Annotated in this window: 17 protein-coding genes; 10 read left to right on the top strand and 7 right to left on the bottom strand. The window is 63.9% G+C overall.

Features of this window, described 5'->3' with window-relative positions; genetic code table 11:
• Window positions 1-89 precede the first annotated feature (89 nt).
• Window positions 90-380, bottom strand: a complete 291-nt coding sequence (locus RO009_21505) for a hypothetical protein (GenBank protein MDT3687611.1) — start codon at window positions 378-380, stop codon at window positions 90-92.
• Between the two features lie 407 nt (window positions 381-787).
• Here RO009_21505 and recA point away from each other — a divergent pair, with 407 nt between their 5' ends.
• The 4 genes from recA (at window position 788) to RO009_21485 (ending at window position 7395) form a co-directional block, all read left to right on the top strand.
• A complete protein-coding gene (gene recA, locus RO009_21500) occupies window positions 788-1873 on the top strand; it encodes a recombinase RecA (GenBank protein MDT3687610.1) in 1086 nt (361 codons plus the stop codon).
• Between the two features lie 390 nt (window positions 1874-2263).
• Window positions 2264-4921: an alanine--tRNA ligase gene (gene alaS / locus RO009_21495; GenBank protein ID MDT3687609.1), complete on the top strand. Its 2658-nt coding sequence runs from the start codon at window positions 2264-2266 to the stop codon at window positions 4919-4921.
• A gap of 3 nt (window positions 4922-4924) precedes the next feature.
• A complete protein-coding gene (locus RO009_21490; protein ID MDT3687608.1) occupies window positions 4925-5536 on the top strand; it encodes a pyridoxamine 5'-phosphate oxidase family protein in 612 nt (203 codons plus the stop codon).
• A 104-nt stretch (window positions 5537-5640) separates the two neighbouring features.
• On the top strand, window positions 5641-7395 hold the full coding sequence (locus RO009_21485; protein MDT3687607.1) for a cation:proton antiporter: 1755 nt from the start codon (window positions 5641-5643) through the stop codon (window positions 7393-7395).
• 52 nt (window positions 7396-7447) lie between these two features.
• On the opposite strand, the gene RO009_21480 is transcribed toward RO009_21485, so the two are convergent.
• From RO009_21480 to RO009_21470, 3 genes are all read right to left on the bottom strand, one after another.
• Window positions 7448-7579, bottom strand: coding sequence for a hypothetical protein (locus tag RO009_21480; protein MDT3687606.1), 132 nt, complete (start codon window positions 7577-7579; stop codon window positions 7448-7450).
• Entirely contained in the window at window positions 7576-8787 is a 1212-nt protein-coding gene (locus tag RO009_21475; protein MDT3687605.1) for an NADP-dependent isocitrate dehydrogenase, read from the bottom strand. The genes RO009_21480 and RO009_21475 overlap by 4 nt, the downstream gene beginning before the upstream one ends.
• A 75-nt stretch (window positions 8788-8862) precedes the next feature.
• Window positions 8863-11085, bottom strand: a complete 2223-nt coding sequence (locus tag RO009_21470; GenBank protein ID MDT3687604.1) for an NADP-dependent isocitrate dehydrogenase — start codon at window positions 11083-11085, stop codon at window positions 8863-8865.
• Between the two features lie 375 nt (window positions 11086-11460).
• Here RO009_21470 and RO009_21465 point away from each other — a divergent pair, with 375 nt between their 5' ends.
• Window positions 11461-12678, top strand: coding sequence for a TrmH family RNA methyltransferase (locus RO009_21465; GenBank protein ID MDT3687603.1), 1218 nt, complete (start codon window positions 11461-11463; stop codon window positions 12676-12678).
• A gap of 129 nt (window positions 12679-12807) precedes the next feature.
• Here RO009_21465 and RO009_21460 read toward each other — a convergent pair whose 3' ends face one another.
• Window positions 12808-13584: an aldolase/citrate lyase family protein gene (locus tag RO009_21460; protein MDT3687602.1), complete on the bottom strand. Its 777-nt coding sequence runs from the start codon at window positions 13582-13584 to the stop codon at window positions 12808-12810.
• Window positions 13585-13602: 18 nt separating this feature from the next.
• Window positions 13603-13917 (bottom strand): DUF1476 domain-containing protein, encoded by a 315-nt coding sequence (locus RO009_21455; protein MDT3687601.1) that lies wholly within the window; start codon window positions 13915-13917, stop codon window positions 13603-13605.
• A gap of 262 nt (window positions 13918-14179) precedes the next feature.
• Here RO009_21455 and RO009_21450 point away from each other — a divergent pair, with 262 nt between their 5' ends.
• From RO009_21450 to purL, 5 genes are all read left to right on the top strand, one after another.
• On the top strand, window positions 14180-14977 hold the full coding sequence (locus tag RO009_21450) for a phosphoribosylaminoimidazolesuccinocarboxamide synthase (GenBank protein MDT3687600.1): 798 nt from the start codon (window positions 14180-14182) through the stop codon (window positions 14975-14977).
• 201 nt (window positions 14978-15178) lie between these two features.
• The gene (locus RO009_21445) at window positions 15179-15757 is read left to right on the top strand and encodes a hypothetical protein (GenBank protein MDT3687599.1); all 579 of its coding nucleotides are present in this window, start codon (window positions 15179-15181) and stop codon (window positions 15755-15757) included.
• Between the two features lie 138 nt (window positions 15758-15895).
• On the top strand, window positions 15896-16141 hold the full coding sequence (gene purS / locus RO009_21440) for a phosphoribosylformylglycinamidine synthase subunit PurS (GenBank protein MDT3687598.1): 246 nt from the start codon (window positions 15896-15898) through the stop codon (window positions 16139-16141).
• Between the two features lie 71 nt (window positions 16142-16212).
• Window positions 16213-16914 carry a phosphoribosylformylglycinamidine synthase subunit PurQ gene (gene purQ / locus RO009_21435; protein MDT3687597.1) on the top strand — a complete coding sequence of 234 codons (702 nt, stop codon included), beginning with the start codon at window positions 16213-16215 and terminating at the stop codon, window positions 16912-16914.
• A 141-nt stretch (window positions 16915-17055) separates the two neighbouring features.
• Window positions 17056-19263 carry a phosphoribosylformylglycinamidine synthase subunit PurL gene (purL, locus tag RO009_21430; protein ID MDT3687596.1) on the top strand — a complete coding sequence of 736 codons (2208 nt, stop codon included), beginning with the start codon at window positions 17056-17058 and terminating at the stop codon, window positions 19261-19263.
• Window positions 19264-19418: 155 nt separating this feature from the next.
• Here purL and RO009_21425 read toward each other — a convergent pair whose 3' ends face one another.
• The gene (locus tag RO009_21425; GenBank protein ID MDT3687595.1) at window positions 19419-20249 is read right to left on the bottom strand and encodes a hypothetical protein; all 831 of its coding nucleotides are present in this window, start codon (window positions 20247-20249) and stop codon (window positions 19419-19421) included.
• Window positions 20250-20379 lie beyond the last annotated feature (130 nt).

The following is a 20379-nucleotide window of genomic DNA, read 5'->3' as shown; positions in this document are numbered from 1 at the left end:
CGGCGCCGGGGCGGGTTCCGTGCCGGCCGGCGTCAGCCCAAGCGAGAGGCGCGCTCAGGCGCGTCCGGCATTATTCTGGCGGACCCGGATCAGTAGCCGCGATAGGGTTTGCAGACGCCGTCCTGCACGGTGTAGCCGCGCGGGCAGACGCCGCCGCGCCTGGGGTAAAACGTCATCTGGCCGTGACGGTCGACATAGGCCGGGCGGAAATTTTCCAGCCGGTCGCTGCGATAGCGGGGGGCGGGCGCGCGGTAATAGGGCGGCGGAGGCGGCGGCGGGTAATAGCCGCGGTAATAGGGATCGTAATATTGCGCCGAGGCTTCGCCCGGCGCGCCGATAACGGCGGCGAGCGCTGCGAAGGCGATCAGCAATCGAAACATGGCGAAGTCCTTTCCGGTGCCTGCCCATCCTGCGACAGCAAAAATGAATAAGGGCAAAATGAAACCGGCGGCGATTCGTTGCTTTGTCCGGCTGAACGCCGGGACCCGTCATAAAGCCAGTTGGCCACATCTTTAAGAGCCGCATCGGTCCAAACGGCAGTGCCGCCCGGTAGGACATCCCCCGAGTCGAATAAGGACACTGGGGGTAAACCCGGACAGGACGTCCCCTTTAGATGCCAAGAAACGCATATATTCGCGAGACGCATAAGAACATATTGCGAACGAGAACAAACCATGTACAATGCGCTCCAGATGTCGGATTGACCGGCGAGTCGGGTGAAGGGCTGTGCAGCGCGAAAAAGCTCGTGTTGTCCCGCCCCGAATCTTAAGTCTTAAAGGAGCGCGATATGGCCCCCCAAGCTGCCCTGCGTCTGGTTGAAGGTTCATCCATGGACAAGTCCAAAGCTCTTGATGCCGCGCTCTCCCAGATCGAGCGCAATTTCGGCAAGGGCTCGATCATGAAGCTGGGCAAGTCGGGCCAGTCGATCGAAATCGAGACCATCTCGACAGGTTCGCTCGGCCTCGACATCGCACTCGGCGTCGGCGGGCTGCCGCGCGGGCGCATCGTCGAGATTTACGGACCGGAATCGTCCGGCAAGACCACGCTGGCACTGCACACAGTGGCGGAGGCGCAGAAGAAGGGCGGCATCTGCGCCTTCGTCGACGCCGAACATGCGCTCGACCCGGTCTATGCGCGCAAGCTGGGCGTGAATATTGACGAACTCCTGATCTCGCAGCCCGATGCCGGCGAACAGGCGCTGGAAATTGCCGACACGCTGGTGCGCTCCGGTGCGGTCGATGTGCTGGTGATCGATTCGGTCGCCGCGCTTGTGCCGCGCGCCGAACTCGAAGGCGAGATGGGCGACAGCCTGCCCGGCCTGCAGGCGCGGCTGATGAGCCAGGCTTTGCGCAAGCTCACCGCTTCGATCAACAAGTCCAAGACCATGGTGATCTTCATCAACCAGATCCGCATGAAGATCGGCGTGATGTATGGCTCACCGGAAACCACGACCGGCGGCAATGCGCTGAAATTCTACGCCTCGGTGCGCCTCGACATCCGCAGGATCGGCGCCATCAAGGATCGCGACGAGGTGATCGGCAACCAGACCCGCGTCAAGGTCGTCAAGAACAAGCTGGCGCCGCCCTTCAAGCAGGTCGAGTTCGACATCATGTATGGCGAGGGCGTCTCCAAGATCGGCGAACTGATCGATCTCGGCGTCAAGGCCGGGGTGGTCGAGAAATCCGGCGCCTGGTTCTCCTATGACAGCCAGCGGATCGGGCAGGGCCGGGAGAACGCCAAGAATTTCCTGAAGGCCAATCCCGACATGGCCGCGCAGATCGAAGCGGCGGTTAGGCAGAATTCCGGCATCCTCGCCGAGAAGATTCTGGAAGGCGAGCCGGAGAGCGACGGCGACGAGGCGGCGGAGGGTTAACGCCGGCGGCTGACCGACGTCGGCAAATATGTGAGGCGTAGCCACAAGCACGCTTTCCTCTCCCCCTGTGGGAGAGGGTGGCGCGCGCGGAGCGATGGCGAGCGCGAGCCGGGGGTTCCAGGGACGACACCCCTCATCCGGCTATCCCCGTTGAACCGCTGATGCCCTCTCCCGCAAGGGGGAGAGGGCAGTTTTTCTATTGGCCGAGCGGGCTATGCCGTTTTCTGGACAGACCTGACCCTCGTCGCTACATATCCCCCTGAAAATCCAGAAGGGCCGGGGCTTGAGACTTGGCCATGAGCAACGGCCAAGTCGGCGCGCCTGCGCCGCCGTAACCAAAGAGGGCGGCGCGGTTGCTGCGCTGCGAGCGAAAGAAGCGGCATTCCGTCCATGAGCGGCGTCAACGAGATCAGGTCCTCCTTCCTCGATTATTTCAGGCGCAACGGCCACGAGGTCGTGGCGTCCTCGCCCTTGGTGCCGCGCAACGACCCGACCCTGATGTTCACCAATGCCGGCATGGTGCAGTTCAAGAATGTCTTCACCGGCCTCGAGAAGCGTCCCTACAGCCGCGCGGCAACCTCGCAGAAATGCGTGCGCGCCGGCGGCAAGCACAACGACCTCGACAATGTCGGCTATACCGCGCGCCATCACACCTTCTTCGAGATGCTCGGCAATTTTTCCTTCGGCGATTATTTCAAGGACCGAGCGATTGAGCTTGCCTGGACTCTTGTCACCAAGGAATTCGGGCTGCCGAAGGACAAGCTGACCGCGACCGTCTATATCGACGACGACGAAGCCTTCGGACTGTGGAAGAAGATCGCGGGGCTCCCCGAAAGCCGCATCATCCGCATCGCCGGCTCCGACAATTTCTGGGCCATGGGCGACACCGGCCCTTGCGGACCGTGCTCGGAAATCTTCTACGATCACGGCGACCAGATCCCCGGCGGCCCGCCCGGCAGCGCGGATGCCGAAGGCGACCGCTTCATCGAGATCTGGAATCTCGTCTTCATGCAATACGAGCAGATGGCCGACAGCGCGCGCGTCAATCTGCCAAGGCCCTCGATCGACACCGGCATGGGGCTCGAGCGCATCGCCGCCGTGCTGCAGGGCACGCACGACAATTACGCGATCGATCTGTTCCGCGCGATCATCCAGGCCATCGCCGACCTCACCAGGGTGTCGCCGGACGGTCCGCAAAAGGCCTCGCATCGCGTCATCGCCGATCACCTGCGCGCCTCGTCCTTCCTGATCGCCGATGGCGTCTTGCCCTCGAACGAGGGCCGCGGCTATGTGCTCCGCCGCATCATGCGGCGCGCCATGCGCCACGCCGAATTGCTCGGCGCGCGCGAGCCGTTGATGTGGAAGCTCGTGCCGGTGCTGGTGCGCGAGATGGGCCAGGCCTATCCGGAGCTGCGCCGCGCCGAAGCGCTGATCTCGGAGACGCTGAAGCTCGAGGAAACGCGCTTCCGCAAGACACTGGAGCGCGGGCTCTCCATTCTCGATGCGGAATCGAAGGCGCTGAAGCAGGGCGACAAGCTGAAGGGCGACACCGCCTTCACGCTCTACGACACCTACGGCTTCCCGCTCGATCTGACGCAGGATGCCTTGCGACCGCGCGGCATCGGCGTCGATGTCGAGGCGTTCAACGCGGCGATGGAAAAGCAGCGCGAGAAGGCGCGCGCCGCCTGGGCGGGCTCGGGCGAGGCCGCGACCGAGACCGTCTGGTTCGGCCTGCGCGAGAAAGTCGGCGCGACGGAATTTCTCGGCTACGAGACCGAAAGCGCCGAAGGCGTGGTGGCCGCTCTGGTGCGCGACGGCAAAGAGGTCGACGCGCTGAACAAGGGCGAAACCGGCGCAGTCGTTCTGAACCAGACGCCGTTCTACGGCGAATCCGGCGGCCAGATCGGCGACACCGGCATCATGACCGGCGAGGGCGTGCGCTTCCGCGTCACCGACACGCAGAAGAAGGCCGGCGATCTTTTCGTGCATTCGGGCGTGGTGGAAGAGGGCGCGCTGAAGGCGGGCATCGCCCTGCAGCTCGATGTCGATCATGCGCGACGCTCCGCCATCCGCGCCAACCATTCGGCGACGCATCTCCTGCATGAAGCGCTGCGGCAGGTGCTGGGCGATCATGTCGCGCAGAAAGGCTCGCTGGTCGCGCCTGACCGCCTGCGCTTCGATTTCTCGCATCCCAAGCCCATGAACGACGACGAGGTGCTCAGGGTTGAGGACATCGCCAACACGGTGCTGCTGCAGAATACGCCGGTGACGACGCGCCTGATGGCGGTCGATGATGCCATCGCCTCCGGCGCGCGCGCGCTGTTCGGCGAGAAATACGGTGACGAAGTGCGCGTGGTGGCGATGGGCGAGGGCACCGGCAACCAGATGGGCTGGTCGGTCGAACTCTGCGGCGGCACGCATGTGAACCGCACCGGCGATATCGGCCTGATCGCGGTCGCGGGCGAAAGCGCGGTCGGCGCCGGCGTGCGCCGCATCGAGGCGATGACGGGAGATGCCGCGCGAAAGCATCTGGCCTCGGAAAGCCGCAAGCTGCGCGATCTTGCGAGCTTGCTGAAAGTGCCGGTCGGCGACATCGACGCGCGTGTCGAGCAACTTGTGGAGGAGCGACGCAAGCTCGAGCGGGAACTCGCCGACGCGAAAAAGAAGCTCGCCATGGGCGGCGGCGGGAAATCTGCGGCGGCCGACGCGGTCCGCTCGGTCGGCGATGTCAAACTGCTCGCGCGCGCGGTCGAAGGCATCGACCTGAAGGACCTGCGCAGTCTTGCCGACGAAGGCAAGAAGCAGGTCGGCTCAGGCGTCGTGGCGATTGTCGGCAAGACCGAGGACGGCAAGGCCGGGATCGTGGTCGGCGTCACCGCCGATCTGACCGCGCGCTTCAACGCCGTCGATCTCGTGCGCACCGGCGCGGAAGCGCTCGGCGGCAAGGGCGGCGGCGGCAGGCCCGACATGGCGCAGGCCGGCGGTCCGGACGGCTCCAAGGCCGATGCGGCGCTGTCCGCCATCGCGGCGGCGCTCGGACAAGCCTGAGTCATGTCGATCATCACGAGCCTCGAACAGCTTGAGGGGCTTTACGGCACCGCCAACACAGCTTCGCTCGTCAAGGAGACCGACGTCATCACCGCGCAATATCGCGCGTTCATCGAAGCCTCGCCCTTGGCGGTGCTGGCGACCTGCGGCCCGGAAGGGCTCGATTGTTCGCCGCGCGGCGACGGCCGCGGCTTCGTTCGCGTGCAGGACGAGAAGACGCTGATCCTGCCGGACCGGCGCGGCAACAACCGCATCGATTCGCTGCGCAACATCGTGCGCGATCCGCGCGTCGGATTGCTGTTTCTCATCCCCGGCGCCGGCAATACCCTGCGCGTGAACGGGCGGGCGCAGCTTTCCGCCGATGCCGACCTGGTGTCGTCCTTTGCGGTGGACGGCAAGGCGCCGCGCTCGGTGGCGATCGTGACCGTGGACGCCGTCTATTTCCAGTGCGCGCGCGCGATCATCCGGTCGGAATTGTGGAATCCGAACCGGCACATCGATCCGAAGGCGCTCCCCAGCGCGGGAGAGATTCTCGCCGCCTTGAGCGAGAACCGGGTGGGGGGCGCCGAATATGACCGCTCCTGGTCGGAGCGGGCGAATAAGACCCTGTGGTGACCCGCGGCGGCGGCCAAAAAGTTTCAGCGGGGCGGTGTCGAATCCCTCGGCTCACCTGATAAGAGAATTGCGGGAATCGCATCGCCGAAGCTGGAGAATGCGCCTTGCTGCATGCCGAAGGCCTGAAGAGCATCCTGATTTTTCTGGTCGCGGCCGGCATCATCGTGCCGCTGCTGCACCGCTTGCGGCTCGGCACCGTGCTCGGCTTCCTTCTGGTCGGTCTCGCCCTTGGTCCGTATGGCCTTGGCCTTCTGGTCGATCGCTTTCCCTGGATCCAGTACGTCACCCTCGATGATCCGGCGCGCGCGGAGCCGCTCGCCGATCTTGGCATCGTGTTTCTGCTGTTTTTGCTCGGCATGGAATTGTCGCTGCAGCGGCTCTGGCAGTTGCGGCGCTATGTGCTGGGCGTCGGCGCGGTTCAGGTGGTCGCGTCCATTCTTGCGATCGGCACGCTGATCCGCTGGAGCGGATTGCCGCCGCCCACCGGCCTCATTCTCGGCATGTGCTTTGCGCTGTCCTCGACCGCGATCGTGATGCAATTGCTGCTCGATCAGCATCGCGCGGCGGCGCCGGTCGGGCGCGTGGCGCTGTCGGTACTGCTGTTCCAGGACCTGATGGTGGTGCCGGTGCTGTTCACCATCGGCATTCTGGAGGCCCGCAGCGCGGGCGGCCATTCGTTTCTCGATCTGATCAAGCCATTCGGCCAGGCGCTGGCCGCCGTCGTGCTGATCATGGTGATCGGCAAATATGTCGTAACGCCGCTGATGCGTTCGGCGGCGCGCACCGGCAGCCGCGAACTGATCATGGCGATTTCGCTGGTCATCGTGGTCGGCATTTCCGCTACGACCGGCATGTCCGGTCTGTCCACCGCCCTCGGCGCCTTTCTCGCCGGCCTGTTGCTCAGCGACAGCGAGTACCGCCATCAGATCGAGGTCGATCTCGATCCCTTCAAGGGCCTGCTGCTCGGCATCTTCTTCGTGACTGTCGGCATGATGATCGAGCTGACGGTGGTGTGGGCGCATATCGGCTGGATCTTGCTCGCCCTGGCGTCCCTGATCGCCGTGAAGGCGGTCATCATTTACCTGGCGACGCGATTGTTCCGCGTGGCGCGGCCGATCGCGGCCGAAGTTGCCTTGCTGCTCGCGCAGGGGGGCGAATTCGCCTTCATCGTGATTGGTCTCGCGCGCGGCAAAGGATTGCTGCATCCGGAGATCGCGACCTCCGCCATCGCGGTGGCCGGCCTCAGCATGATGGTGACGCCGCTGCTCGCCATCGCCGCGCGCCGGGTCGGCGAATATCTCGAGCCGCTCGATCATGACGGCGACACGCCCGAGGAGGAAATCGCCGAATTGCGCGACCACGTCATCATCGGCGGCTTCGGCCGCGTCGGCCAGACGGTGGCGCGGGTGCTGGATTCCGAAAACGTTCCCTGGGTCGCGCTCGACACGCACGGACATCTTGTGAGCGAGCATCGCGAAGCCGGCCACATGGTCTATTTCGGCGACGCCAGCCGCCGCGAATTGCTGGAGCGCGCCGGCGCCAAGCACGCGCGCGCCTTCGTGGTGACGCTGAGCGGCGCCGAAGCCACCGAACGCATGGTGGAAGAGGTGATCAAGCTGCGCCCCAAGGCTTGCGTGCTGGCGCGCGCGAAAGATTCCGAGCACGCCGCGCGGCTGACCCGGCTCGGATGCATGGGGGCGGTGCCGGAAACCGTCGAAGCCAGTCTCCAGCTTGCCGGCCGTCTGCTGGAATCGCTCGATTTTCCGGAAGACGTTGCGGCCCAGCGCATCGCCGACATCCGCATCAAGGAAGTCGAAGGACTACGCAAGGCGATCAAAAAGAAGAAGGGCGCGGCGTAGGCCCGCCCACAAACCTCTATCCGTCATCCTGAGGTGCTCGCCGATAACGAGCTCAAAGGATGCGCCGCCAGTGCGCCGCGGCGTTCGGACCGTCGCCCTTCGAGGCTTGCGCGAATTTAGAAATGCCGATCTCGGGCAGACCCGAGATTGCTGCACGGGCCCTCAGGGTGACGGTGAAAGTCACGCCATCACCTTTTTCAGATTCTCGTCGATCTTGTCGAGGAAGCCGGTGGTCGAGAGCCACTTCTGGTCGGGGCCGACGAGGAGGGCGAGGTCCTTGGTCATGAAGCCGGACTCGACGGTGTCGACGCAGACCTTTTCCAGCGTGGTCGAGAACTTCGCAAGCGCCGCGTTGTTGTCGAGCTTGGCGCGATGCGCAAGCCCGCGCGTCCAGGCGAAGATCGAGGCGATGGAATTGGTCGATGTCGCCTGGCCCTGCTGGTGCTGGCGATAATGGCGCGTCACCGTGCCGTGCGCGGCTTCCGATTCCACCACCTTGCCGTCCGGTGTCATCAGCACCGAGGTCATCAGGCCGAGCGAGCCGAAGCCCTGCGCCACCACGTCCGACTGCACATCGCCGTCGTAGTTCTTGCACGCCCAAAGATAGCCGCCCGACCATTTCAGCGCCGAGGCGACCATGTCGTCGATCAGCCGGTGCTCGTAGGTGATCTTCGCCTTCTCGAACGCGGCCTTGAACTCCTCGTTAAAGACCTTCTGGAACAGCTCCAGGAAGCGGCCGTCATACTGCTTCAGGATCGTGTTCTTGGTGGAGAGATAGACCGAATAGCCGCGGTTGAGGCCGTAATTGAACGATGCACGGGCAAAGTCGCGGATCGAATCGTCGAGGTTGTACATCGCCATGGTGACGCCCGCGCCCGGGGCCTTGAACACTTCCTTCTCGATCACCTGGCCGTCGTCGCCGGTGAACTTGATGGTCAGCGTGCCCTTGCCCGGGAACTTGAAGTCGGTGGCGCGATACTGGTCGCCATAGGCGTGACGGCCGATCACGATCGGCTTGGTCCAGCCCGGCACCAGGCGTGGGATGTTCTTGCAGATGATCGGCTCGCGGAAGATCGTGCCGCCGAGTATGTTGCGGATGGTGCCGTTCGGCGAACGCCACATCTCCTTCAGGCCGAATTCCTTCACCCGCCCTTCGTCCGGGGTGATGGTGGCGCATTTGACGGCGACGCCGATCTCGCGGGTCTTGTTGGCGGCGTCAACGGTGATCTGGTCGTTGGTCTCGTCGCGCTTCTGGATGCTGAGGTCGTAATAAAGAAGGTCGATGTCGAGATAGGGATGGATCAGCTTGTCCTTGATCAGTTGCCAGATGATGCGCGTCATCTCGTCGCCGTCCATTTCGACGACGGGATTCGTCACCTTGATCTTCGCCATTTTAAGAAGCCACCTTTTCAGTTCATCATCAGCAAGTCATGCCTCGGCGACGCCCGCCGCCGCCGGACTTGAGCGTCAGAGCGCGGCTATCGCGGCGTTCAGCGTGGCGCTCGGTCGCATCGCGGCCGACGTCTTGGCAAAATCGGGCAGATAGTAACCGCCCGTGTTGACCGGCTTGCCCTGCGCGCCGATCAGTTCGTCATTGATCTTCGCTTCGTTCTTGGCGAGCGTCTCGGCGAGGTTCTTGAAGCGGGCTTGCAGCTCCGCATCTTTGGTTTGTGCGGCCAGCGCTTGCGCCCAATAGAGGGCGAGGTAGAAGTGGCTGCCGCGATTGTCGATTTGGCCGACCTTGCGCGCAGGGGAGCGGTTGAACTCGAGGATCTTGGCGATGGCCGTGTCGAGCGTCTCGGCGAGAACCTGCGCCTTGGCGTTTTTGTAGGTCTGCGCCAGATGTTCGAGCGACGCGCCGAGGGCGAGGAATTCGCCGAGCGAATCCCAGCGCAGATAGCCCTCTTCCTGGAACTGCTGCACGTGCTTGGGCGCCGAGCCGCCGGCACCGGTCTCGAACAGGCCGCCGCCCGCCAGCAGCGGAACGATCGACAGCATCTTGGCCGAGGTGCCGAGCTCCATGATCGGGAACAGGTCGGTCAGATAGTCGCGCAGCACGTTGCCGGTGACCGAGATCGTGTCCTGTCCCTTGCGGATGCGCTCGAGCGAAAACTTCATCGCTTCATCCGGCGACAGAATGCGGATGTCGAGCCCCGCGGTGTCGTGATCCTTCAGGTATTTCTCGACCTTGGCGATGACCTGCGCGTCGTGCGCACGATTCTTGTCGAGCCAGAACACGGCCGGGGTGCCGGTGAGGCGCGCGCGCCGCACCGCGAGCTTGACCCAGTCCTGGATCGGCGTGTCCCGGGCCTCGCACATGCGGAAGATGTCGCCGGTCTCGACCGGACGCTCCAAGAGCACCTTGCCATCGCCGGCAACGACGCGGACCGTTCCGTCCGCGGGAATTTCAAACGTTTTGTCGTGCGAGCCGTATTCCTCGGCCTTCTGCGCCATCAAGCCCACGTTCGGCACCGAGCCCATGGTCTTCGGATCGAACGCGCCGTTGGCCTTACAGTCCTCGATGACCGTCTGATACAGCGTCGCATAGGCGCGATCCGGGATCACGGCCTTGACATCGTGCAGCTTGCCGTCGGCGCCCCACATGCGGCCGGACTCGCGGATCATCGCCGGCATCGACGCGTCGACGATGACATCCGAGGGCACATGCAGGTTGGTGATGCCCTTGTCGGAGTTGACCATGGCGAGGCCCGGCCGTTTCTCGTAAGTCGCGGCAATGTCGGCCTTGATCGCTGCCTTCTCAGCCTCCGGCAGCGTCTCGATTTTCGTCAGGAGATCGCCGAAGCCGTTGTTGAGATTGACGCCGAGGCGCTGCAGCGTGGCGGCGTGCTTCTCGATCGCGTCGGCGAAGAACACGGACACCGCGTGGCCGAAGATGACGGGATCGGAGATCTTCATCATCGTCGCCTTGACGTGCAGTGAGAACAGCACGTCGTCCTTCCTGGCGGCCTCGATCTGCTCCGCGTAGAACGCGCGCAGCGCCTTCTTGCTCATCACCGCGGCGTCGATGATCTCGCCTGGGTCAAGCGGCGTCTTCGCCTTCAGCACAGTCACGGCGCCATCCTTGCCAACGAGTTCGATGCGGGCATTGGTGGCCGAGGCGACGGTGGTCGAGATTTCCGAGCCGTAGAAATCGCCGCCGGACATGTGCGCCACATGCGATTTGGAGTCCTTGCTCCAGGCGCCCATCTTGTGCGGATTGTTGCGGGCGTATTGCTTGACGGCGCCGGCGGCGCGGCGGTCGGAATTGCCCTCACGCAACACGGGATTGACGGCGCTGCCGAGCACCTTGGCGTAGCGCGACTTGATCTCGTTCTCGGCGTCCGTCGCGGCATTGTCCGGATAATCCGGAACGTTATAGCCCTTGCCTTGCAGCTCCTTGATCGCGGCCTTGAGCTGCGGGATCGAGGCGGAGATGTTGGGCAGCTTGATGATGTTGGCCTCGGGCCGCGTCGCCAGTTCGCCAAGTTCGGTGAGCTCGTCGCCGATCCGTTGCGCGGCGGTCAGCTTCTCGGGGAAATTGGCGATGATGCGACCGGCCAGCGAGATGTCCTTCAGCTTCATGGATACGCCCGCCGCACCAACGAAGGCTTCGACGATCGGCAGCAGGGAGAAGGTCGCGAGCGCCGGGGCTTCATCAACCTTTGTCCACACGATTTCATTATTTGACATGCTTGCACCTATGGTCGCCGGGCTTGTTTGGGCCGACCGGAAACGACATTGACGGGCGCGGGCTGGCGTCTGCCCAGGGGCCCTCAAATGAATTGTTTGCGGCGCGGAGACCGCCAACCGGGAATCCGACTGACGGAGGTTCGGCGCGCGCCCTATAGCATCCGGCCTGCGCCGGTAAAAGTCTTGTGAGCAAGTGCGAGATGGGTCCCGGCCGCCAGACATGCGGCTGGGCGCATCAGCAAAAAGTCGGACACGGAAATCCCCCCAGCACTGCCGTCTGGTTCGGGGCGGATAGGGGGCCGCCGCTTGACGCAACCGGCCAGCTTGGGCAGGGGCTGCGCCTTCAGGGCATTGGCCCGCCGAGGAGCTTTTTGCATGCCAGGCGCCGGAACCGACAAGACCAAGGACTGGGCCGCCCGCCCGGCGCCCATCGTCATTCTGGTCGAGCCGCAGCTCGGCGAGAATATTGGGGCGGTGGCGCGCGCCATGGGCAATTTCGGGCTGTCGCGGCTCCGGCTGGTCAAGCCGGTGCAGGGCTGGCCGAACGAGCGTGCACGCGTCATGGCCGCCGGCGCCGACCGCATCCTGGAGCAGGCCGAGCTGTTCGACGGCGTGGAAGCCGCCATCGCCGACTGTCATTATGTGCTCGGCGCGACCGCGCGGATGCATGATCAAGCCAAGCCCGTGGTCGGCGCTGACGCGGCCGCGCGCCTCATGGCGCCGCGCATCGCCGGCGGCGAGACGGTGGCGCTGATGTTCGGGCGCGAGCGCAACGGCCTTGAGAATGACGAAGTCGGGATGGCCGACGCCATCCTCACCTTGCCGGTCAATCCGGCCTTCGCCTCGCTCAATCTCGGGCAGGCGGTGGTGGTGGTCGGTTACGAATGGTTCAAGCTGGCGAACGAGGGTGGCCTGCCGTTCGGCATGCCGCAAAAGTCGCCGCCGGCCCCGAAAGAACAATTGTTCGCCTTCTTCCGCGATCTCGAGAGTGAGCTCGAGCAAATCGAATATTTCCGCCCGGCTGAGAAGCGCGACACCATGATCATCAATATGCGCAACATCTTCACGCGCATGCAGCCGACGCAGCAGGATATCCGCACCCTGCACGGCATCATCACCTCGCTGGTGCAGGGCCGCAAAGGGCCGGCGCGGGGCGGCGTGCTCGATGGCACGCAGGCGGAATTGCTGCGCGGCCTGCTGAGCGGACAGGCGAATCTTCCGGAAGGCGCTACGGCGCATGCGCCGATGCGCGGGCTCGCGCGGCTTCTGCGGCGAAATCCGACCGACGCCGAGCGCATCTTCTGGCGCGCGCTGACCAATGACCGCCGCTTCGCCGCATCTGGCTTCAAGCGGCAGACGCCGGTCGGTCCGCATATTGTCGACTTTGTGTCATTCCCGCTGCGGGCAGTCATCGATCTCGTGCCGGTGCAGGAGAGCGGCGAGGCGGAGAGTGCGCGTGAGGAGCGCAGGGCTTGGCTCGCCGAACGGGATTACAAGGTGATCAAGATTGCTGCGGGGGATGTTGAGAAGGATGTGGCGGCGGTGCTGGATGCACTCGCTTCAACGTTGAGCAAAACTGATCCACTGGCCTGATCGTTTAACCGATACTCGGTGTCGTCCCCGTGCACGCGGGGACCCATAAACATCTCGATAGCATGTTGCTATGGGTCCCCGCTTTCGCGGGGACGACTTCATTTTCTTTGGCCAGTTCGAGGGTGACGGTTAAGTTTTCAGTTTCCCCAACTGCTCCGCCGCGCCGGCGCGCAGGAAGGCGAGATCGCTGCCGATGGTGAGAAACCTGAATCCGCGTTTCGCCATCGTCGCCGCACGTTCGCCGTCGATGCAATAAAGCCCCGGGATTTTTCCGGCCTTCTTGCAGGCGGCGAGAATCTGTTCGAGCGCGGCTTCAACCTCGGGCGAATGCGCGTCCAGCGTCTTGCCCTCAGTCAAGGCCATCGAAAGATCGGACGGGCCGACGAACAGCATGTCGATGCCGGGCGTGCCGGCAATCGCATCGAGATTGGCCATCGCGGCGCGCGTCTCGATCATCGCCATGGTCAGCGTCGTGTCATTCGCTTCCTTCAGATATGGCCGCTGATCCGGGAAGCCTGCAAGCGCCGCTGCGCGATGCGCGCCGACGCTGCGTTCGCCGAGCGGCGGATATTTGGTGGCGGAGACAAAAGCGCGCGCGTCGGCGGCGCTGTTGATCATCGGCGCGATCACGCCCTCGGCGCCGAAATCCAGCACGCGCGCCGCATTGGCAAAATCATTCAGCGGCACGCGCACGATCGGCGCGCTCGCCGCCTGATGAATGCCGCCGATCGCCTGCAACGTCGTTGCGGTATCCCACAAGCCATGCTGCTGATCGATCACTGCGGCGGAATATCCCGCGCGCGCGACATTCTCGGCAACCAGCGGCGCGGGCAAGCCGCACCAGGCGGAGAATACCGTCTCGCCGGACCGCAGCCGGCGGGCGAGCGAAAACCGCGATGACGACATGCCGCCCGCCCTTTTTGACTATTGCGACTGGATCTGGGCGACGGCGGTGGCGAGAAATTCGTTCATCTTTTCGCGCACCTGCGCCTCGCTGATGCCCTTTGGCGCGAGATCGGCGATCACCTTGCGGGCGACGTCGCCATCGCCGGCTTCCTCGAAATCGGCCAGCACCACTTCCTTGGCATAGGCTTCGGCATCCGGGCCGGTCTTGCCCAGTTGCTCGGCCGCCCAGAGTCCCAGCAGCTTGTTGCGGCGGGCATAGGCCTTGAACTTCAGTTCCTCGTCATGCGCGAATTTTTTCTCAAACCCTTCCTCGCGCTTGTCGAAAGTGGTCATTCCTGCCCTCGTCAATCTTTGAACAATAGGCGCGATACTGCGCGTTGCCGCCTTGCATATCGGGGGAAAGGGGTCAAGGCAACCATAGACGACTGAAATTTAGGGGCTATATGCGGTGGATGACAGGCCCCAGGCTGCATTGTATCCGGCAAGTCGATCGGTTAGGTTGCCCCCGATCGGACAGGCCGTTCGCGTTGTGTCTCTCCGTCGCGCCGTCCGGTCCCGCCGCGGACAGAACACCCAACCTGGAGCCACGGCATTCATGGACTTTCTCAAACCACGGTACATTCCAATGAGCCGCCGCCGCCGCATTTATGAAGGTAAGGCGAAGGTCCTCTATGAGGGCCCCGAACCCGGAACACTGATCCAGCATTTCAAGGACGATGCCACCGCCTTCAACGCCAAGAAACACGAGGTGATCGAGGGCAAAGGCGTCCTGAATAACCGGATTTCGGAATACGTCTTCCAGAACCTCAACAATATCGGCGTGCCGACGCATTTCATCCGCCGGCTCAACATGCGCGAGCAACTGATCCGCGAGGTGGAGATCATTCCGCTGGAAATCGTCGTGCGCAATGTCGCCGCCGGATCGCTCGCTACTCGCCTCGGCATTGAGGAAGGCACGCAGCTTCCCCGCTCGATCATCGAATTCTATTACAAGAACGACCAGCTCGGCGACCCGATGGTGTCGGAAGAGCACATCACCGCCTTTGGCTGGGCGACGCCGCAGGAGATCGACGACATGATGGCGCTCGCCATCCGCGTCAATGATTTCCTCTCCGGACTTTTCCTTGGCGTCGGCATCCGCCTGGTCGATTTCAAGATGGAATGCGGCCGGCTGTGGGAGGGCGAGATGATGCGCATCGTCGTTGCCGACGAAATCTCTCCCGATTCCTGCCGGCTGTGGGATATCAAGTCGAACGAGAAGCTCGACAAGGACCGATTTCGCCGCGATCTTGGCGGCCTTGTCGAAGCCTATACGGAAGTCGCCAAGCGGCTCGGCATCATGAGCGAGGGTGAGCCGCCGCGCGGTACCGGCCCGGTGCTGGTGAAGGGCTGAAAGCGCGTGAATTTATAAAAAGATTGTGACAAGCGGGGGCCTTCCGGCCCCCGTTTTCATTTCCTAGCTACATTACGTTTCTGGATTCGGGTTGAACGCAAAGCTTGCCTGACGCGACCCAGCAGGACGATGCAATTCCGCACGGGGTTTTCTGCGATGTCTGTCTGGTCGTTTCGCCGCACGGCAATTGCGACGTGTGTGTTGCTGCTGGCCGCGGCCACATCGGCCTTTGCCGCGGAATACCGCGATCCGGAGAACGTGTTCGCCTTCACCTACGACAACGAACTCTGGTCGCTCGACATCGATGCGAGCGGCGAATTCGGCGTGGAATGCAAGCCCGACGCCTGCCAGGGCGCGGTTGCGGGCTGCTCGCTGAGCAAGGAGAAGGTACCGCTTGGCTCGGCGGAGCGGATCATGAAGACGTTCGACGGCGCCGAGGTCGCGCGCGAGCAGATCGCCGCCTTTGCCGAGCAGAAGGCTGAACTGGAACGGACCGTGGCCAGCGCCGTGAGCTGGGACCGTGACGCAGACGTGCCGCCGGAGCTCGTGCAGCCCTATCGGCCGTGGTCGTCTTCCCGCCATCCGGTGCAACGGGCCGAGTTCCGCATGTCCATGGCCGGACAGACCGCCCGCTACGTCTCCTACATGACTGCGGCAGGCAACTATTCGGTGGCGATGGTCTGCCACGCCACGGAAGCCCAGATCGAGACTTGGCAGCCGCGTTTCGACGCCCTGATGGCCGCCTTCCAGCCGGCGCCGCGCACCAAAAAAGCGCATTGAAATCGCCTAAAAATAGCCGGGGATAGCGCATTGAGAGCCTCCCGGAAGGGTGCTAGGCGGAGGCTCTGAGGCTGCCGAATCCGCATGGCGGCCGCTCAGGCCCGCCCGGCGGGCCGCAGGAATGAAAGTCCGCCAGCGATGAAAGCCCGCGTCACCGTCACCCTGAAATCCGGCATTCTCGACCCGCAAGGCAAGGCCATCGAAGGCGCGCTGCGATCGCTCGGTGTCGAAGGCGTCGCCAGCGTGCGGCAGGGCAAGGTGTTCGACATTGAGCTGGAAGGGACGACGGATCGTGCCAAGGCCGAGGAATTGCTGAAACAGGCCGCGGACAAGCTGTTGGCGAATACGGTGATCGAGAATTACCGCGTCGAGGTGGTGGGGTGATCTTGGCTTACCAATCCACGGGGACGACGACTGAGAAACTCGCAGCCTATATCGCGAGACTGATGTAGCTCATGAAATCCGCCGTCCTCGTCTTTCCCGGAATCAATCGTGAGCGCGACATGGCGCGCACGCTGAAGCTCGTCTCCGGCGTCGAGCCCGCGATGGTCTGGCATGCCGAGCACGCGCTTCCCGCAGGGACCGATCTCGTGGTGGTGCCCGGCGGCTTTTCATACGGCGATTACCTGCGCTGCGGCGCCATTGCGGCCCGCGCGCCGATCATGGACGCTGTGCGCGCGCATGCGGCCAAGGGCGGGCTCGTGCTCGGCGTTTGCAACGGCTTCCAGATCCTCTGCGAGTCCGGCTTGCTGCCGGGCGTGCTGATGCGCAACCAGCAGCTCAAATTCATCTGCCGCGATGTCTATCTTCGCGTCGAGCGCTCCGATACGCCGTTCACGCGTGGCTACAATGCCGGCCAGGTGATCCGCGTGCCGGTCGCGCACGGCGAGGGCAATTACATCGCCGATGGCGAAACCATCGCGCGGCTGGAAGGCGAGGGGCGCGTGCTGTTCCGCTATTCGTCGCCGGACGGCTTTATCGATCCGGACTGGAATCATAATGGCGCCATCAACGCCATCGCCGGCATCGTCAACGACAAGGGCAATGTGCTCGGCATGATGCCGCATCCGGAAAACCATGTCGAAGGCATCATGGGCTGCACCGACGGGCGCGGCCTTTTTGCCGGGCTGGTGCATCATTTCGAGAAAGCGGCGTGATCATTGAAGCTCATCCTGAGAAGGCGCGAAGCGCCGTCTCGAAGGATGAGGCCTGTGAGGTCTCTGCCTCATGGTTCGAGACGCGCAGCTTCGCTGCGCTTCTCACCAAGAGGATAGGAGTTTGATGAAACGAATTGGTTGATGCGCAACGAACCCAAAATCACTCCCGAACTCGTCGCCGAGCACGGGCTCAAGCCTGACGAATATCAGCGCATCCTCGAGCTCATCGGCCGCGAGCCGACGCTGACCGAGCTCGGCATCTTCTCGGCGATGTGGAACGAGCATTGCTCCTACAAGTCATCGAAGGTGCATCTGCGCGGATTGCCGACCGAGGCGCCCTGGGTGATCCAGGGACCGGGCGAGAATGCCGGCGTCATCGACATTGGCGACGGTTTGGCCGTGGTCTTCAAGATGGAGAGCCACAACCACCCGAGCTACATCGAGCCTTACCAGGGCGCCACCACCGGCGTCGGCGGCATCCTGCGCGACGTGTTCACTATGGGCGCGCGGCCGATCGCCTGCCTGAATGCGTTGTCCTTCGGCGACCCCAAACATCCGAAGACGCGGCATCTGGTGTCCGGCGTCGTCGCCGGCATCGGCGGCTACGGCAATTCCTTCGGCGTGCCGACAGTCGGCGGACAGGTTCGTTTTCACACCCGGTATGACGGCAACATCCTGGTGAATGCGATGGCGGTCGGTCTCGCGCGCACCGACAGCATCTTTTACGCGGCGGCCTCCGGTGTCGGCATGCCGATCGTCTATCTCGGCTCCAAGACCGGCCGCGACGGCATCCACGGCGCCTCCATGGCGTCGGCCGAATTCGGCGAAGACTCTGAAGAGAAGCGTCCGACCGTGCAGGTCGGCGATCCGTTCGCCGAGAAGCTCCTCCTCGAAGCCTGCCTCGAGATCATGCAGAAGGATTGTGTGATCGCGATCCAGGACATGGGCGCGGCGGGGCTCACCTGTTCGGCGGTGGAGATGGGCGCCAAAGGCGACCTCGGCGTCACGCTCGATCTGGAGAAGGTGCCGACGCGTGAAGCCGGCATGAGCGCCTACGAGATGATGCTCTCGGAAAGCCAGGAGCGCATGCTCATGGTGCTCAAGCCCGAGAAGGAGAAAGAAGCGGAAGGCATCTTCCGCAAATGGGGACTCGACTTCGCCATTGTCGGCGAGACGACGCCGACCAGGCGCTTCCTCATTCGCCACCACGGCGACGTGATGGCCGATCTGCCGATCAAGGAACTGGGTGACGAGGCGCCGGTCTACAATCGTCCCTTTGTCGAGAGCCCGAAGCTGCCGGTGATCAGGCCGGAAGAGGTGAGGCATCCCATGCCGGTCGCCGACGCGCTGGAGAAGCTGATCGGCACGCCCGACCTCTGCTCCAAGCGCTGGGTGTGGGAGCAATATGATCACATCATTGGCGGCAACACCGTGCAGCGCCCGGGCGGCGACGCGGCGGTGGTGCGGGTGGAAGAGGGGCCGAAGGGTCTCGCGATGACTTGCGATGTGACGCCGCGTTATTGCGAGGCTGATCCCTTCGAGGGCGGCAAGCAGGCGGTGGCGGAAGCCTATCGTAATTTGTCAGCAGTCGGCGCGTTGCCGCTCGCCATCACCGACAACCTGAATTTCGGCAATCCGGAGCGGCCGGAGATCATGGGCCAGTTCGTGGGCTGCGTGCGCGGCATCGCGGCCGCCTGCACGGCGCTGGATTTCCCTGTCGTGTCGGGGAATGTATCGCTCTACAACGAAACCAACGGCCGCGCGATCCTGCCAACGCCCACCATCGGCGGCGTCGGTGTGCTCAACGATTTTACCAGGTCGATGAGCCTGGGATTCAAGAACGAGGGCGACGCGATTCTTCTGATTGGAGAAAATCCTTCGTGGCTTGGGCAGTCACTCTATCTGCGCGATATCTGCGGGCGGGAAGAAGGCGCCCCGCCGCCTGTTGATCTGGAAGTTGAGAAACGCCACGGTGAGTTTGTGCGGCATCTCATTGTCGAGTCTCAAGTCACTGCCGTACATGATGTTTCCGATGGCGGCCTGCTGGTTGCCCTCGCCGAAATGGCGATGGCGGGCAAGCTGGGCGCGACCCTCGTTGCCGCGCCTTCGGACATGCCGGCGCAGGCTTTCTGGTTTGGCGAAGACCAGGCGCGCTATGTGGTCACTGTGAAACCCGGCAACATGGAAGCAGTGGTCGCGCAGGCGACGGCGCCTGGCGTGCTTGTCACGAAGCTCGGCGTGGTCGGCGGCGACGTCCTCGCGATTGAAGGCGAGCGCGTCGTGCCTGTGGCCAGGCTGACCCAGGCCTTCGAAGGCTGGCTGCCCTCCTACATGGCGGCCGGCGCCTGAGCCTTTGGTCCAGTTTCTTGCGATCTGCTCGCAGGCGTGTTGAACCGCCCGAGGATCGCTCCTCGGGCGAGATCAAGCCATGCTCGCGCCCGAGGATCGCGGTTTCTACGAGCATGACCTCGCGAAGGAATTTGCGCGAAGTCAGGGACTTGCGGCTATCTGCTCGCCTGCGCCATCGCCGCCTTGCAGCCGGGTGAGAGCGCCGGTGCGTTCGCCGCCAGGCATTGCAAGGCACGGCCCTTACCCAGCCGCACGCCCCTGCACAGCACCTTGAAATCGGTGAAGCAGAATTCGCGGATGATGCGCGCCTCCATCGGGGAATTGAGTTTGGGAGCGGGCATGGCAGCGGGCGCCGGTGCCGCTGGTGCCGCCGCGGCCGGCTTCGGTGCGGCCGCGCCGCCGCCGATGGCGACTGCGCTTTTGCAGGCCAGCGACAGTCTGGCGGCATTGGTCTGCAGACAGCTCAGGGCTTGCGCGCCGCCTGGCTGGACGCCGGAGCAGTGCGACATGAAGTCGTTGCGGCAATTCTGCTTGATGGCGTTTTGCTGGGCGGCGCTTGGCTGCGCGGCAGCGGCAGGCGGAGCGGCGGGCTTGTGCTGCGGAGCGGGCGCCGCCGCCGGTTTCGCGGCGGGGGCGGCTGCGGCCGGCGGCGGCGACGCCGGTGCCGGGCTGGCCGTGGCCGGTGCGGCGGGTGCGGGGGCTGCCGGTTGTGCCAGTGCTGCCTGTTTCGGCTGTTGAGCCGGTGCGGAAGCCGCGCTGACGGCGTTGACCGCGTTCCTGCAGGCGGCCGACAGGCTCGCCTCATTCTTCTTGAGGCACTGGAAAGCTTCCGGGCCACCCGGTTTCACGCTCATGCACTTGGCCATGTAGTCGGATCGGCAGCTCGACTTGAGGGCGCTCATCTGGGCTTCGGTCGGCTGGCCCAGAGCCGGACTGGCAAGGCCCAGCGCCAGCGCGGCGCAGGCGAAAACGGGGCGCAAATTCATTGAAATCTCCTCTGCAAACGGCCGGCAGATCAGCGTGCCGCAAGGGTCCCACCGGCGGCCGGAAAGCCCGGGGAGCCTAAAAGCCGGCCGGTATTTGTCACGTGTAAAAAAATGACCATATGAGGTGAGG

Origin of the sequence: Pseudorhodoplanes sp., from assembly GCA_032027085.1 — a bacterium.
Classification (GTDB): Bacteria; Pseudomonadota; Alphaproteobacteria; order Rhizobiales; family Xanthobacteraceae; genus Pseudorhodoplanes.
Note: the sequence above shows the minus strand (reverse complement) of the source record. Positions and strands in the feature narration are given on the sequence as shown.

What these genes read in the sequence shown, in the direction of transcription:
- RO009_21460 (MDT3687602.1), bottom strand. Translation starts at nt 13,584, where the DNA reads ATGTCGTCATCGCGGTTTTCGCTCGCCCGCCGGCTGCGGTCCGGCGAG.
- recA (MDT3687610.1), top strand. Translation starts at nt 788, where the DNA reads ATGGCCCCCCAAGCTGCCCTGCGTCTGGTTGAAGGTTCATCCATGGAC.
- purQ (MDT3687597.1), top strand. Translation starts at nt 16,213, where the DNA reads ATGAAATCCGCCGTCCTCGTCTTTCCCGGAATCAATCGTGAGCGCGAC.
- RO009_21470 (MDT3687604.1), bottom strand. Translation starts at nt 11,085, where the DNA reads ATGTCAAATAATGAAATCGTGTGGACAAAGGTTGATGAAGCCCCGGCG.
- RO009_21490 (MDT3687608.1), top strand. Translation starts at nt 4,925, where the DNA reads ATGTCGATCATCACGAGCCTCGAACAGCTTGAGGGGCTTTACGGCACC.
- purL (MDT3687596.1), top strand. Translation starts at nt 17,056, where the DNA reads ATGCGCAACGAACCCAAAATCACTCCCGAACTCGTCGCCGAGCACGGG.
- RO009_21425 (MDT3687595.1), bottom strand. Translation starts at nt 20,249, where the DNA reads ATGAATTTGCGCCCCGTTTTCGCCTGCGCCGCGCTGGCGCTGGGCCTT.
- alaS (MDT3687609.1), top strand. Translation starts at nt 2,264, where the DNA reads ATGAGCGGCGTCAACGAGATCAGGTCCTCCTTCCTCGATTATTTCAGG.
- RO009_21450 (MDT3687600.1), top strand. Translation starts at nt 14,180, where the DNA reads ATGGACTTTCTCAAACCACGGTACATTCCAATGAGCCGCCGCCGCCGC.
- purS (MDT3687598.1), top strand. Translation starts at nt 15,896, where the DNA reads ATGAAAGCCCGCGTCACCGTCACCCTGAAATCCGGCATTCTCGACCCG.
- RO009_21505 (MDT3687611.1), bottom strand. Translation starts at nt 380, where the DNA reads ATGTTTCGATTGCTGATCGCCTTCGCAGCGCTCGCCGCCGTTATCGGC.
- RO009_21475 (MDT3687605.1), bottom strand. Translation starts at nt 8,787, where the DNA reads ATGGCGAAGATCAAGGTGACGAATCCCGTCGTCGAAATGGACGGCGAC.
- RO009_21455 (MDT3687601.1), bottom strand. Translation starts at nt 13,917, where the DNA reads ATGACCACTTTCGACAAGCGCGAGGAAGGGTTTGAGAAAAAATTCGCG.
- RO009_21465 (MDT3687603.1), top strand. Translation starts at nt 11,461, where the DNA reads ATGCCAGGCGCCGGAACCGACAAGACCAAGGACTGGGCCGCCCGCCCG.